The 13,168-nt window shown below is 62.0% G+C and carries 11 protein-coding genes; 8 read left to right on the forward strand and 3 right to left on the reverse strand.

Translation table 11 applies throughout. The features are described from left to right. Window positions 1-149: 149 nt before the first annotated feature. Genes FQK12_RS07625 through FQK12_RS07645 form a run of 5 tightly spaced genes read left to right on the forward strand, consistent with a single transcriptional unit; the run spans window position 150 to window position 5,620 of the window. The gene (locus tag FQK12_RS07625) at window positions 150-1,130 is read left to right on the forward strand and encodes a sugar ABC transporter substrate-binding protein (RefSeq protein ID WP_014228382.1); all 981 of its coding nucleotides are present in this window, start codon (window positions 150-152) and stop codon (window positions 1,128-1,130) included. Window positions 1,131-1,174: 44 nt separating this feature from the next. Then, on the forward strand, window positions 1,175-2,680 hold the full coding sequence (locus tag FQK12_RS07630; protein ID WP_047725149.1) for a sugar ABC transporter ATP-binding protein: 1,506 nt from the start codon (window positions 1,175-1,177) through the stop codon (window positions 2,678-2,680). After that, on the forward strand, window positions 2,677-3,663 hold the full coding sequence (locus FQK12_RS07635; RefSeq protein WP_014228381.1) for an ABC transporter permease: 987 nt from the start codon (window positions 2,677-2,679) through the stop codon (window positions 3,661-3,663). The genes FQK12_RS07630 and FQK12_RS07635 overlap by 4 nt, the downstream gene beginning before the upstream one ends. After that, window positions 3,663-4,664, forward strand: coding sequence for an ABC transporter permease (locus tag FQK12_RS07640; RefSeq protein WP_004848729.1), 1,002 nt, complete (start codon window positions 3,663-3,665; stop codon window positions 4,662-4,664). The genes FQK12_RS07635 and FQK12_RS07640 overlap by 1 nt, the downstream gene beginning before the upstream one ends. Before the next feature lie 11 nt (window positions 4,665-4,675). Then, window positions 4,676-5,620 (forward strand): carbohydrate kinase family protein, encoded by a 945-nt coding sequence (locus FQK12_RS07645; protein WP_014228380.1) that lies wholly within the window; start codon window positions 4,676-4,678, stop codon window positions 5,618-5,620. Between the two features lie 38 nt (window positions 5,621-5,658). Here FQK12_RS07645 and FQK12_RS07650 read toward each other — a convergent pair whose 3' ends face one another. From FQK12_RS07650 to FQK12_RS07660, 3 genes are read right to left on the reverse strand one after another with little or no spacing between them, the layout of a single operon-like run. After that, window positions 5,659-6,687, reverse strand: a complete 1,029-nt coding sequence (locus tag FQK12_RS07650; protein ID WP_004848726.1) for a 2-hydroxyacid dehydrogenase — start codon at window positions 6,685-6,687, stop codon at window positions 5,659-5,661. Further along, window positions 6,684-8,180 carry an FGGY-family carbohydrate kinase gene (locus tag FQK12_RS07655; RefSeq protein ID WP_014228379.1) on the reverse strand — a complete coding sequence of 499 codons (1,497 nt, stop codon included), beginning with the start codon at window positions 8,178-8,180 and terminating at the stop codon, window positions 6,684-6,686. The genes FQK12_RS07650 and FQK12_RS07655 overlap by 4 nt, the downstream gene beginning before the upstream one ends. A 24-nt stretch (window positions 8,181-8,204) precedes the next feature. Then, window positions 8,205-8,816: a methylthioribulose 1-phosphate dehydratase gene (locus FQK12_RS07660; RefSeq protein WP_014228378.1), complete on the reverse strand. Its 612-nt coding sequence runs from the start codon at window positions 8,814-8,816 to the stop codon at window positions 8,205-8,207. Window positions 8,817-9,334: 518 nt separating this feature from the next. Between FQK12_RS07660 and codB the strand changes: the two genes are divergently transcribed. Genes codB through codA form a run of 3 tightly spaced genes read left to right on the forward strand, consistent with a single transcriptional unit; the run spans window position 9,335 to window position 13,070 of the window. Further along, complete coding sequence (codB, locus tag FQK12_RS07665) at window positions 9,335-10,597, forward strand: cytosine permease (protein ID WP_014228377.1); 1,263 nt, start codon at window positions 9,335-9,337, stop codon at window positions 10,595-10,597. A 2-nt stretch (window positions 10,598-10,599) separates the two neighbouring features. After that, the gene (locus FQK12_RS07670) at window positions 10,600-11,835 is read left to right on the forward strand and encodes a PucR family transcriptional regulator (protein WP_014228376.1); all 1,236 of its coding nucleotides are present in this window, start codon (window positions 10,600-10,602) and stop codon (window positions 11,833-11,835) included. Continuing rightward, window positions 11,832-13,070, forward strand: a complete 1,239-nt coding sequence (gene codA, locus FQK12_RS07675; RefSeq protein WP_014228375.1) for a cytosine deaminase — start codon at window positions 11,832-11,834, stop codon at window positions 13,068-13,070. Before FQK12_RS07670 ends, codA begins: the two co-directional genes overlap by 4 nt. Window positions 13,071-13,168: the final 98 nt, after the last annotated feature.

Genomic DNA, 13,168 nt, shown 5'->3' on the forward strand with positions numbered 1-13,168 from the left:
GCGATTCGGGTGAACGCACGTAGCCAACGCACATGCAACTTGAAGTATAACGGGTATAACTTAGACATATTTTGTATTTGAGATTGTGTGGCTGTTGTTGTCATGCTACTGCTCCGCACAGCCACCTCCATCACAGGACCATAATAAGAATGTCGCAGAAAATGAAATTATTGCCCATCGCGCTGGGCCTGCTCTCGCTCGCCTCCGTCAACGCTCTGGCGGCGGAGGCCTTATCACTTCAGGGAAAAACTATCGGCGTCGCCGTGGTCGGGACGCAGCACTTCTGGGATCGTGAAGCCTATAAGGGTGCGACCGAAGAGGTAGAGAAACTGGGGGGTAAAGTAATCGGCGTCGATGGCGGCCGCGATAACCAGGTTCATGCGAATAACCACGATATTTTACTGTCGCGCAAGGTCGATGCGGTAATTAGCATTCTGGGCGACAGCGCCGTTGAGCCTAAATTCAAAGCGCTACGCGATGCCGGCATTCCGGTATTTACCGTAGACCACGTTTCAAAATATTCGGTCAATAACACCACCTCCGATAACTACACCCTGGGATCGACCATTGGTCGCTATATGGCCGATGAACTGGGCGGCAAAGGCAACGTTGCGGTATTTAACGCATTCTCCAGCTCCCTGCGTATTTGCGGCATTCGTTATGACCAGTGGAAATATGTCCTCAAGGATTATCCGGATATTCACATTATTCAGCCGGAGCTGGCCGAGCAGTTTGCCAACTCGCCGGAAGATGCGCGTAAGAAAACCCTCGAACTGCTGAGCCAGTATCCAAAAGGCAAACTCGACGCCATCCATGTCGCCTGCTGGGATCAGCCGGCTATCGGTATTGTCCAGGCGCTGGAAGAGACCGGCCGCGATAAAGACGTCAAGGTCACCGCGATCGACGCCGGCCCGGAAACCCTGGAGATCATGGCCGAGCCGGGCAGCCCGTTCGTCGCCAACGTCGCCCAGCAGCCGCACCTGATCGGCCAGACCTCCGCCGATAACGTCGCGCGCTACTTCGACAAACAGAAGCTGCCGCTGCAGACCTTTATTCCGGTGGTGCCGGTGAAAGGCCCGCAGGAGGCAAAAGCGGTCTACAAACAGCTGGGATATGGCGAACTGCAGTGATCACTCCATCCTCCGGCGGGGTTAACCCCGCCGCTGGTCTGGCGATGAACCAGATCGGCAAAAGCTTTGCCAACGTGACTGCATTAAATGCGGTCACGCTGCTTCTGAATCCCGGTGAAATTCACGGCCTGATCGGCGAGAACGGCGCGGGAAAATCGACGCTAATAAAAATCCTCGCGGGCGTCTACCGGGCCGACAGCGGCAGCGCCACCCTTGACGGCGCGCCGCTGCCGCTCGGCAATCCCGCGGCGATTGAAGCGCTGGGTATCCGCGTTATTCACCAGGAACTCAACCTAATCCCGCACTTTACGGTGGCGGAATCGGTGTTTCTCGGCCAGGAGTACCGCACCCGCTGGGGCGCGCTGGACCGGCGGCGAATGAACGCGGCCACCCGGGCGTTTTTCCGCGACAGCTGGCAGCTGGATATTCATCCCCGCCGCCTGATCCGCGACCTCAGCCTCGCCGAACGCAAGCTGGTGCAAATCGCCAGAGCGCTGATCGACGGCGCGGCAAAGCTGGTGGTATTCGATGAGCCCACCGCGCCGCTGGAAGCGCAGGAAGCCGGCCTGGTCACCTCCGCGATTCTGCGCCTGCGGGAACAGGGGATCGCGATTCTCTACATTTCCCACTATCTCAACGAAATCGCCGCCCTTTGCGATCGCGGCACGGTGCTACGTAACGGCGAGGTGGTCGGCTACCCCGACCGGGCGCTTCTGCAGAATACCGACGCGCTGATCAAAATGATGGTCGGCCGCGATATCGAACAGCTCTATACCCCGCGCCAGAGCAGCGCGCATCAAGTCGATGCCGCTGCCCCGGTACTGTCGGTTCGCCATCTCAGCGACGGGCAGCAGTTACGCGATATTACCTTTGATATTCAGCCGGGCGAGATCGTCGGCGTCGCCGGACTGCTGGGCGCCGGGCGCGACGTGCTGATCGATCTGCTTTACGGGCTACGCCGCGCCCGCAGCGGTACGATAAGCGTTGACGGCCAGCCGAAGCGGCTGCGGACGCCGTATCAGGCTACCCGGGCCGGACTGGCCCTGGTGCCGCGCGACCGCCGCCATCAGGGGCTGATTCTCCCCTTCACCACCGCCGACAATATCAATCTGGCCTCGCTACCGGAGACCGCCACTTTCGGCTGGGAGCACCGCGGCCGGGCGCTGGAAAAAGCGCGCAGCTGGATCGACCAGCTCTCTATCCGCCCCGGCCGTCCGGAGCTTCCGGTGCGCTTTATGAGCGGCGGCAACCAGCAAAAGGCGATTCTCGCCCGCTGGCTGGGCACCGATGCGCGGCTTTTTATTCTTGATGAACCCACTCTCGGGGTGGATATCGGCGCGCGCCGCGATATTTATCAGCGCACCCGCGAGCTGGCGGATCGCGGTCGCGGCGTACTGGTCTCATCCAGCGACGCGCCGGAGCTGCTGGGCCTTTGCGACCGCATCCTGGTGATGTGGCGCGGCGAGTTGGTGGCCAATCTCCCGACCCGGGGGCTGACGCTGGACGCGCTGCTGGTGACGATTAACGGTGGACAGGAACAACAGGTATGAGTGCAGGTATCCAGCGCCGCCCCCTTCCGGGCATCACGACGCTTATCGAAAAATTTCCCCTGATTCTCTTTTTTGCGCTGCTGATCTGGCTCAGCCTGCAGTCGCCTTTCTTTTTAAGCTGGCAAAATATCAGCATGATGCTGGTGCAAAGCGTGCCGCTGGCGATCCTCTGCTTCGGCCTGGTCTGCGTGATTGCCGTCGGCGGCGATGATGTGGTCTCCGGCGGCATCGACCTGTCGCTGCCCGCCATCGCGGTGCTCGGCGTCGCGCTGCTCAGCCTCGGCATGGCGGAGTGGAACACCCCTTACCTGGCGCTGTTGTTACTGCTGATCGCCGTTAGCCTGGCCTGCGGCGCCGTCAACGCCACGCTGGTGCTGGCGGCGGGCCTGCCGCCGCTGCTGGCGACCCTGTCAACTTCGGTGGCCTTCACCGGCCTGACCGACCTGCTGACCGGCCAGCGGCGCATCGCGGTGAGCGACCCGCTGATGGTGGCCTTTCGCGATAACGATCTGTTCGGCATTCCCTGGCCGCTGCTCTATCTGCTGGCGGTCTTCGCGCTGTTTCAGTTTTTGCTCCACCACTCCCGCTTCGGCCAGCATTTACAGGCGGTGGGCGGTAACCGCGATATGGCGCAGATGAGCGGACTCAACGTTCGCCGTTTGACCATTATCGTCTGGCTGCTGGCGGGCATCGCCGCCGGCCTGGCGATTTTGCCGCTGCTCAGCCAGGGCTCAGGCAGCTCCAGCGGCACGGCGACGCCGCTGCTGCTGGAAACCGTCCTCGCGACCTTTATCGGCGCGGCGTTCTCGCGGCGGCGCGTGGTCACCATCTGGGGGGCGCTGCTCGGCGCGGTGCTGGTCAACGCGCTCTCTAACGGGCTCGGCCTGCTGGGAGTGAATATTTTCTGGATGGGCGCGATCAAAGGCGGCCTGATCCTCGTGGTGCTGGCGGCTTCGGCGGTCAGACATAAAGGAGGCCATTAATGAGCCAACTGACGCTCAAGACCCCCTCAACGGGGCAAACCGGCAGCGGTCCGCTGGCGTGGCTATCGCGGGCAGGATTCGGCGTCATTACCCTGCTGGCGATTGCCCTGTTCGGCTGGGCGAACCCGGTATTTCTGACCTTCGATAACTGGGCCAATTTGCTGCAGGGCAGCGCGATTCTGCTGATCGTGGCGATGGCGATGACCCTTATCGTTAGCGCCGGGGCGATTGACCTCTCCGTCGGCGTGGCGCTGGATTTCGGCGCCGCTTTTGCGCTGGTGGCGCTGAAGACCTGGCACCTGCCGTGGCAGGCGGCGGTGGGCTGCGCGCTGCTCGGCGGGGTGATTATCGGCCTGCTGAACGCCTTTCTGATCCTTGTCTGCCAGATTCGTCCGTTCCTCGCCACCCTCGGCACCTGGTTTATCGCCAGCAGCGCCGAGCGTATCTATACCGACGGCGGCGGCTCTATCTCCTACCGCCGGATGGCGCCGGAGTATCACGATCTGGCGGTCGGCAATATCGCCGGTATTCCGACGCCGGTGGTGATTGTGCTGGCGCTGTGGCTGGTAGCCTGGCTGCTGACCGAACGCACGCTGTTTGGCAAGTACGTGCGCGCTATCGGCCAGAACGGCGAAGCGGCGCGTATCGCCGGGATCCGCGACCGCCGGACCATGCTGTGGGTGCTGGTGGCGGCCTCCGCGCTGTGCGCCGTCGGCGGCGTCATTCTCTCCGCCAACCTGCGCCAGTTTACGCCGCTGGCCGGCCAGGCCTACCTGATGGACGCCATCGCCGCGGTCTTTATCGGCACCGCCTTTAACCGGCTCGGCCGGGTCAGCATCGCCGGCACCCTCGGCGGGGTGCTGTTTCTCGCGATTATTGATAACGGCCTGAACCTGATGGGGCTGAACTACCTGGTGAAGGATGCGCTGGTGGGCGTGATTCTGGTGGTCGCGCTGGCCCTCTCCTTCTGGCAGGCGCGTCTGCGCCAGACTCATCGTTAAGCGGAGCACCTATGGCAGCTTTTGACGCCGTCTTTGTCGGCCTGACTATTCTTGATATCGCCGGTCGCCCGGTGATCGACATCCCGCCGCGCGGCGGGGTAGCCTTTATCGAACAAATTCGTCTTAACCCCGCCGGAACCGCCGCCGGGGCCAATATTAACGCCGCGAAGCTGGGCATTCGCACCGCCGCGGTGGCCTGCCTCGGTGAAGATGAAAAAGCCGATTTTATCCTCGCCAGCTACGCGCGGCTGGGGATCGACTGCTCGCTGGTCCAGCGTAAGGCGCAGCAGGAAACGTCGGCGACGATCCTGCCCATCCGCCCTAACGGCGAGCGCCCGGCGCTGCACTGTCGGGGCGCTTCCGATGCGCTTTTTATCCGCGAAGAAGAGTTTGACGCGATCCTCGACTGCCGGTTCCTGCACCACGGCGGCACCGGCCTGCTGGCGGCGATGGATAGCGGGCAAAGCGCGCTGCTGCTGCGGGCGGCGAAAGCCCGCGGCGTCACCACCAGCTTTGATTTAATCGCCCCCGACGCGGGCACCCTGGATCTGCTGCGCCCGCTGCTGCCGTCGGTGGACTACTTTATGCCTTCCCTTGAAGAAGCGGCGTATCTCTCCGGGGAGACCCAGCCGGAAGCGATTGCCCGCGTCTTCTTTGCGCTTGGCGTCGGAACCTGCATTCTGAAGGACGGCGAAAACGGCTCCTGGCTGCTGACCCGCGACGGCGCCGTCGAGCATATCGCGCCATTCCGGGTCGATGCCGTAGATACTACCGGCTGCGGCGACAGCTACTGCGGCGGCTTTATTGCCGCACTGGCCCGGGGGTTAAGCGTCAAAGCGGCGTGCGAGGTGGCTTCCGCCGTCGCCGCGCTGGTGGCGACCGGCATGGGATCGGATGCCGGCGTGGTGGACTGGCAGCATACGCAGGAGTTTATGGCGACCCACCGTCGCGGATAACAAGCTTCGCCGCCGCATTGCGCGGCGGCAAGCGCGGCTTAACGCCACTGATAAAGCAGCGGCTCTCCGGCGACATAGCGCTGGAGGTCGGCGGCAATCATCGCCGTATGTTTAGCAATGCTCTCCCGCGTCGCCCCGGCGATATGCGGCGTAATAATCACGTTATCAAACTCGGTGACAAACGGATGGTCGCGCCACAGCGGCTCGCGATGGTAAACATCCAGCGCCGCGCCGCCCAGCGGGCCATGGCGCAGCGCGTGAATCAGCGCTTCTTCGTCCACGACCGCCGCGCGCGAGGTATTGATCAGCAGCGCGCCCGGCTTCATGCTGTTCAACAATGGCGCGTTCACCAGCCCATCGCTGTGCGGGCCGCTGCTCAGATGCAGGCTCACGATATCCGCCTCGCGGAACAGCCCCTCAAGGGTCGTCTTTTGCAACCCCGGTTCGTTGATATCCTCGGCGGCGACAAACGGGTCCACCACCAGTACCGCCATGCCAAAGGCGCGGGCGATACGCGCCACCCGGCGGCCAATATTACCGTAGCCAATCAGCCCCAGGGTTTTGTTGCGCAGCTCGCTGCCTTTAAAGACTTCATAAGGGCTTTGCGGACTAACGTCCCACACCACATCGCGGCGCAGTCCGCTCTGGGTGGCCTGCGCGGCGTTTTCGGCGTGGGTGAATTCGCCGCGCTTCAGCGCCGCGTGGGATTGCGGAATATGCCGCGCCAGGCTCAGCATCAGCCCCAGCGTCAGCTCGGCGGCGGCGTCCGCGTTGCGCCCCGGCGTATAGAGCACGCGGATACCGCGCGCCTGGGCGGCTTTGGTATCGATGTTCACCGGATTGGCGCGGGTGCAGGCGATCACCTGTAAACGCGGGCAGGCGGCGATCACCGCTTCCGTCACCTCATCGTAGCTGGTCACCAGCACCTCGGCGTCGTGGGCCAGTTCGATCAGCTGGCCTGCGCTCAGCTTCGGCTTGCCCAGCGCCCAGCCTTCTACCCGCAGTTCGCCCAGTTGCTGAAAAGCGCTGAGGTCGCCGGCGTGTTCGGCGGTAAAAACAATTTTCATATGCGTTGTTCCTGAGAAATACGTTGAAGCGCCTCGCGGCGGGCCTGCCACACCGGGAGCATCTGCTCGCGCAGCAGGCGATATACCGGATAGAGCGCGGCGTAGCGGCTGTGCGCCTGCGGATGGGGTCGATAGCGGGTCTGCTCCAGCGCCGGATAGCGGCTCAGGGCATCGACGCTGCGCGCCGCCAGAATCGCCGCGCCGCGCGCGCTAAGCTCGTTGAAAGGACTGGAAACCACCGTTCTGCCGGTGCAGTCGGCAATGATTTGCAGCCAGGTCGCCGAAGCCGCGCCGCCGCCGGTCAGGTACAGTTCGCCGCCCTGCGGGTAGCCCTGAAGCGAGTCGACGATAGCGTAAGCCAGCCCTTCAAACACCGCCCGCAGCAGCTCCGCGCGGGTGGTGTGCTGGCTAATGCCGAAATAACCGGCCCGCGCCTCGGGGCTAAAGAACGGGGCGCGTTCGCCGTTGAGGTAGGGCTGCCAGAAGACGCCGCCGCTGCCGGGCTCAACGCTGGCGATATGCTGTTCCAGCTGCTGTAAATCCGGCTCCAGCGCAATCTGCTGCTGGAGCCAGTCGATGTTCGGCGTCCCGGCCTGCATCGGAAAAAGGTTAATAAAGCTGCCCGCTTCGGTATGGGTGACGTAGCGCGTCCCCTCGTTGACCGTCTGGCGACCGTGGCAGACGATACCGGTGCAGCAGGTGGTGCCAAGAATGGTATAAATATCGCCATCGTTGACCGCGCCGCAGCCCAGCGCCGCGCTGCACACATCCAGCGCGCCCGCCGCGACCGGCGTGGCGGCGGGAAGCCCGGTCAGCGCCGCGACCTCTTCACGCAGCGTTCCAGCCTGAGCGTCCGGCGCCAGCAGCGGTGGGAACAGAGATTGTAAATCTGCCAGGCCCATCTCATTGAGCACCACCGTGGATAGCTTTCCGCTCTGCTGATTCAGCAAAGAGGTGCTGGCATCGGTAAGATCCAGCGCCGCGACGCCGGTGAGGCGAAAGCGGATCCAGTCCTTGGCGAAAAACAGATAGCGGGCCGCCGCCAGCCGCTCCGGCTGGTGATGCTTGAGCCAGTACAGCTGCATACTGGTGTTGCAGGGCTGCAGATGGGTACCGGTATCGTCAAAGAAGCGACGGTCAAAACCGGGGCGACTGAGCAGTTCGCTCATCAGGTCGCGGCTGCGGGTGTCGCTCCACAGGATACCCGGCCCGACCGGTTCGCCTTCGGCGTCGCTGAGCCAGACCCCTTCGCCCTGCCCGGCAAGGCCGATGGCGCGTAAACGCCCGCTTTGCAGCGCCGGATACCGGGCAATATCGCGTAAAATCGCCACCACCGACTGCCACAGCTGGGCCATATCCTGCTCGGCGTGACCGTTGGCCGACAGCCGCGGGCCGGTGTTCTGCGCCGCGCTGGCGCACGCCTGAAAGCATTCATCAAACAGCACCGCTTTCACGCGCGAGGTGCCGATATCGATTCCGAGATAAAAATCCATGCCTGACCCGTTGGTGAAGAGAAATTAGTCGCGCTCGTAGCGGCGGCGCATCAGCTCACATTCGAACAAAAATTCCAGTCCTTCGAGCTGGCGACGGGCTTCGTGAATGTCTTTGCCCCAGCAGGTCAGGCCGTGGCCGCGCAGCAGGAAGCCGTAGCGCAGCGGGTGGGTCTGCGCATAATCTTCAATGCGCGCCGCCAGGGCATCGATATTCTGGTCGTTATCAAAAATGGCGACCGGCACGGTTTCGAGATGGCTGTGCTGGCCGGTCAGGGTTTTCTGCATCTCATAGCCCTGCAGCGCCAGGGTGGCGCTTTTTTCAATCCGCGACAGCACGGTCGCGTTGACGGTATGCACGTGCAGCACGACATTCGCTTCCGGGAACAGGCGATACACCAGGGTATGCAGGCCGGTTTCAGCAGAGGGTTTACGTCCGGAAGGCGCTTTATTGCTGGCGATCTCCACCTGCAGGAAATCCTCCGTCGTCAGGCTGCCTTTATCACGCCCCGACTCGCTCAGCCAGCACCAGGTCTCATCCTGACGCACCGACATATTGCCGCCGGTGGCCGGTGCCCAGCCTTTCGCGCCGATCCAATGACAGGTGGTGACCAGTTGCGCGAGTCTTTCTTGCCACATAGCAGTTCCTTAGTTTAGCGATGTTGTATTTAGCCGTCTAAATGGCTATTTACCCGATACTAACACCGCCAGCGTAAGCGAACAATATTTCAGGAAAGACTTACATTGATAATGGTTATATCAGAAAAGCATATGAAATTACTGTTTTTAACAACAATACAACTGAGCATTTTCATGACGCCAAAATTACCGCCTGCGGGCGGTTAAAAAGATGGGGGATCGTGCCGCCGGGAAACGGCGTAAAATTGGCATCATTTGTCGATTCTGACCTGCCCCCTGTTCGGGTAAGACGCCAGCCGTCGTCCGCCAAAAATGCAGGGGCAGGAGTCACATCCCACTGCCCCACGGCGGTGCAAAACATGGCACTGTGCACACATTTATGGCAAACAGCGGCCGTTTAACGTCGTTTTATGTGCATACTGCCCACCCCATTGTGTTACCTCTGCCCCGCTTTTTCTGGCACACCTCTTGCTACCCCTCTGCCATCGCTATTTGGATAGCCACTCAGAGGTTCCACCATGTCAAACAGCAATGATTTTCCGCTCGTCGAAGCGCCCGCCGCCGGGCGCAAGGGCGTTTTTTCCATCTCGATGGTTCTGTTCAGCTTTACTTTTTTCACCGGCACCATGTTCGCGGGGGGCAAGCTTGGCGTCTCTTTCTCCATCGTTAACCTGCTGTGGATTGCGGTTATCGGTAACTTTCTGCTGGCCCTGTACGCCGCCTCGCTCGGCTGGATTGCCGCGCGCAGCGGGCTAAATACCGTACTGATGGGCCGTTTTTGCTTCGGTGAAATCGGCAGCAAGCTCGCCGATTTTATTCTCGGCTTCGCCGAGCTGGGATGGTACGCCTGGGGAACCGCGACGGTCGCCATCTCGCTGGTCAAAATCCTCGCCCTGCCTGCGGCGATGACGATTCCGCTGATGATCCTGTTCGGCATCCTATTCTGCGTCACCGCGCTGGTGGGCTATAAGGGGCTGGATGCGCTGTCGCGCGTATCGGTACCGCTGATGTTTATTCTGCTGGTGGTGTCGATGTACCTTGCCGCCCATCACGCCGGCGGCTGGCAGGCGATGACCCAAATCGAACCGGGTGAAACCATGACCTGGTCGGCGGCCATTACCATGGTATTCGGCACCTTTGCCAGCGGCGCGACCCAGGCGACGAACTGGACGCGGCTGGCCAACTCCAGCCGCACCGCCATCGTCGCCAGCATGAGCAGCTTCCTGATCGGCAACGGGCTGATGATTATCGCCGGCGCCTGGTGCGCCATCGTTTACCAGCAGGCCGATATCGTCGAGGTGCTGATTTTGCAGGGGCTGTCGGTCGCCGCGGTGGTAATGCTGTGCCTCAACCTGCTGACGATTCAGGGGCCGACGATCTATAACGTCTCGGCCGCCGCCTGTCATCTGCTGCGCAGCGAGCGTCGCCGCACCCTGACCGTGGTCGCCGCCGGCGTCGGCATTCTGCTGGCCATTGGCGGTATGTATGAAATGCTGATCCCTTTCCTCGTGCTGCTGGGCAGCATCATTCCGCCCATCGGCGGCGTGATCCTCGCCGACTACTGGTTTTATCGCGGCGGCCGCTATCCGCTGCTGCACACCGCCCGTTTGCCGCGCTTTAACTGGCTGGGTCTTAGCGCCTACGCGGTGGGCGCGGCGGTGGCTTACCTGTCACCGTGGATCGCCCCGCTGGTTGGCATTACCGTTTCCGCGCTGGTCTATATCGCGCTGACGCGTCTGAGCAAACGTCAGCCCGCCGCTGATTCGGTCGCGGAGCAGTAGCCGTGAGCCTGACGGTCAGCGAAATCCTCGCCCTGGAGGGGCTCTCCGCCATGCGCCTGCGCGCCGGTAAGCAGGGGCTGCAGCTGGCGGTTCGCTGGTACTACGTGGCGGAAAATGAAAATATCGCCGAATGGATCATGGGCGGGGAGCTGGTGTTTATCACCGGGATCAACCATCCCCGCGATGAAGAAAACCTGATCCATTTGCTGATGGAGGGCAAGCAGCGCGGGATCGCCGGCATGGTGATCCTCACCGGCGACGCGTACATTCAGGCGATCTCGCCGCGCCTGATTGCGCTGGCCGACGAGCTGGGCATTCCGCTGATCGAACAGCCCTATCTGCTGAAAATGGTGATCGTGACCGAACGCATCGGTACCGCGCTGGTGCGCAGCGAAAACGCCCTGCAATCGCAGCGCGATATTCTGCTGCAGCTGTTAACCGGCGACTATCCCGACCTGCAAATCCTGCATCAGCGGGCGCTCCACCAGCAGCTGGATTTTACCCGCCCGCTGCGGGTGGCGGCGCTGCGCCTTGAGGGGATCCCGCGCCTGTTTCGCCAGTTTCCGCCGGAGCAGGCCGAAGCCTGGCTGCAGCAGGCCCGCCGCACCATACGCCAGCGGCTGCAGCAGCAGCTCAATCAGCAGGGTAATCCCTTTCCGCTGGTCGAGCGCAGCAATATGTTTCTCTTTCTGCTTCCGGATGAGGAAGGCGAATTTTATCAGCAAAAAACGTGGCTCCAGGCGTGGCTGATCGCACTGGCGGAGGGCGACGACGGGCTATCGCTGCTGTGCGGCCTTTCGGCGCCGGTGCAGCAGCTGCAGGGATATCAGCGCGCGCTGTCGCAGGCGCGTCAGGCGCTGGACCTCAGCGATAACCTGCGTCCGGCCCAGCGCATCAGCGACTACCAGCAGCTGGGGTTTATCAAGCTGCTCTCCGCCGTTAGCGACCCCGCCCTGCTGAGCGACTTTATGCACGACACCCTCGGCTGTCTGATTGAGCCGGATCGCAAAAGCCCCTGGCTGCTGATGGAGACCCTGGAAACGCTGCTTCAGGAGAGCGGCAACGTGGTCAGAGCCGCCGAGCGGCTGGGCATTCACCGCAACACGTTGCATCAACGCATTCAGCGTATTGAGAAGCTGACCGGCTATCCGGTCAGCCACCCGCAGTTTCATCTCAACGCCTCGGTCGCCTTAGCGATCTGGCGTATGTCGCAAAACCATTTACGGGAACAACCATGAAAATTATCAACGCGCGCCTGCGCCATCAAGAAGCGCTCTATACCCTCGACTTACAGGACGGCGTGATTAAAAGCATCACCGCGCAGGCCGCGGCGCAGGCGGCTGACGCCGACGATATCGATGCTGAGCAAAAGCTGGTCATCCCGCCGTTCGTCGAACCGCATATCCATCTTGACGCCACCCTGACGGCGGGCGAGCCGGAGTGGAATATGAGCGGTACCCTGTTTGAGGGCATCGCCCGCTGGAGCCAGCGCAAAGCGAGCGTCACCGTCGAAGATACATGCCAGCGGGCGCTGAAAACCATCGGCATGCTGCGCGACAACGGCGTGCAGCACGTGCGCACCCACATTGATGTCACCGACCCTTCCCTGACGGCGCTTGAGGCGATGCTGAGAGTGAAAAAAGAAGCGGCCCATCTTATCGATCTGCAGATCGTCGCCTTCCCGCAGGAGGGCATTGAGTCCTTCCCCGGCGGACGCGAACTGATGACCCGCGCCATCGAAATGGGCGCCGACGTGGTGGGCGGCATTCCGCACTACGAAAACACCCGCGATAAGGGCGTCAGCTCGCTGGTTTTTCTGATGGACCTGGCCCAGCGCCACGGCTGCCTGGTGGACGTGCACTGCGATGAAACCGACGACCCGCAGTCGCGCTTTCTGGAGGTGCTGGCGGAAGAGGCCCGGGTGCGCGGCATGGGCGCGCAGGTCACCGCCAGCCATACCTGCGCCATGGGCTCCTACGACAATGCCTACTGCTCGAAGCTGTTCCGTCTGCTCAAAGCGTCTGGCATCAATTTTATCTCCTGCCCGACCGAAAGCATTCACCTGCAGGGGCGCTTCGACAGCTGGCCTAAACGCCGCGGCGTGACGCGGGTGGCGGAGCTGGACCGCGCCGGGATCAACGTCTGCTTTGCCCAGGACTCCATTCAGGATCCGTGGTACCCGCTGGGCAACGGCAACATCATGCGCATCCTCGACGCCGGGCTGCATATCTGCCATATGCTGGGATACGAAGATTTGCAGCGCTGCCTCGATCTGATTACCGATAACAGCGCCCGCACCCTGTGCCTCGGCGACAACTACGGCATTGCCGAAGGACGCCCGGCAAACCTGCTGATCCTCGATGCGGAAAACGACTACGACGCGCTGCGCCGCCAGGCCAAAGTGCTGACCTCCATTCGTCACGGCAAAGTTATTTTGCAGCGCCAGGCGGAGCAGATTCGCTATCCGGCATAAGCCTGACGTTGACGCGGCCGCGATGCCGCGTCAACCCACTGCTCGCCCGGGGATTTATGTGGTACCTTTTAACGACTTTTTCCGTGCCGGCCATGGGT

This window comes from Klebsiella sp. ME-303 (assembly GCF_007910085.1).
GTDB classification, from domain to species: Bacteria; Pseudomonadota; Gammaproteobacteria; order Enterobacterales; family Enterobacteriaceae; genus Klebsiella; species Klebsiella michiganensis.

Bases quoted from the DNA above. Each gene is read 5' to 3' on its own strand.
- FQK12_RS07660 (WP_014228378.1), bottom strand. From the start codon at position 8,816: ATGTGGCAAGAAAGACTCGCGCAACTGGTCACCACCTGTCATTGGATC.
- FQK12_RS07650 (WP_004848726.1), bottom strand. From the start codon at position 6,687: ATGAAAATTGTTTTTACCGCCGAACACGCCGGCGACCTCAGCGCTTTT.
- FQK12_RS07640 (WP_004848729.1), top strand. From the start codon at position 3,663: ATGAGCCAACTGACGCTCAAGACCCCCTCAACGGGGCAAACCGGCAGC.
- codB (WP_014228377.1), top strand. From the start codon at position 9,335: ATGTCAAACAGCAATGATTTTCCGCTCGTCGAAGCGCCCGCCGCCGGG.
- codA (WP_014228375.1), top strand. From the start codon at position 11,832: ATGAAAATTATCAACGCGCGCCTGCGCCATCAAGAAGCGCTCTATACC.
- FQK12_RS07635 (WP_014228381.1), top strand. From the start codon at position 2,677: ATGAGTGCAGGTATCCAGCGCCGCCCCCTTCCGGGCATCACGACGCTT.
- FQK12_RS07630 (WP_047725149.1), top strand. From the start codon at position 1,175: ATGAACCAGATCGGCAAAAGCTTTGCCAACGTGACTGCATTAAATGCG.
- FQK12_RS07625 (WP_014228382.1), top strand. From the start codon at position 150: ATGTCGCAGAAAATGAAATTATTGCCCATCGCGCTGGGCCTGCTCTCG.
- FQK12_RS07655 (WP_014228379.1), bottom strand. From the start codon at position 8,180: ATGGATTTTTATCTCGGAATCGATATCGGCACCTCGCGCGTGAAAGCG.
- FQK12_RS07645 (WP_014228380.1), top strand. From the start codon at position 4,676: ATGGCAGCTTTTGACGCCGTCTTTGTCGGCCTGACTATTCTTGATATC.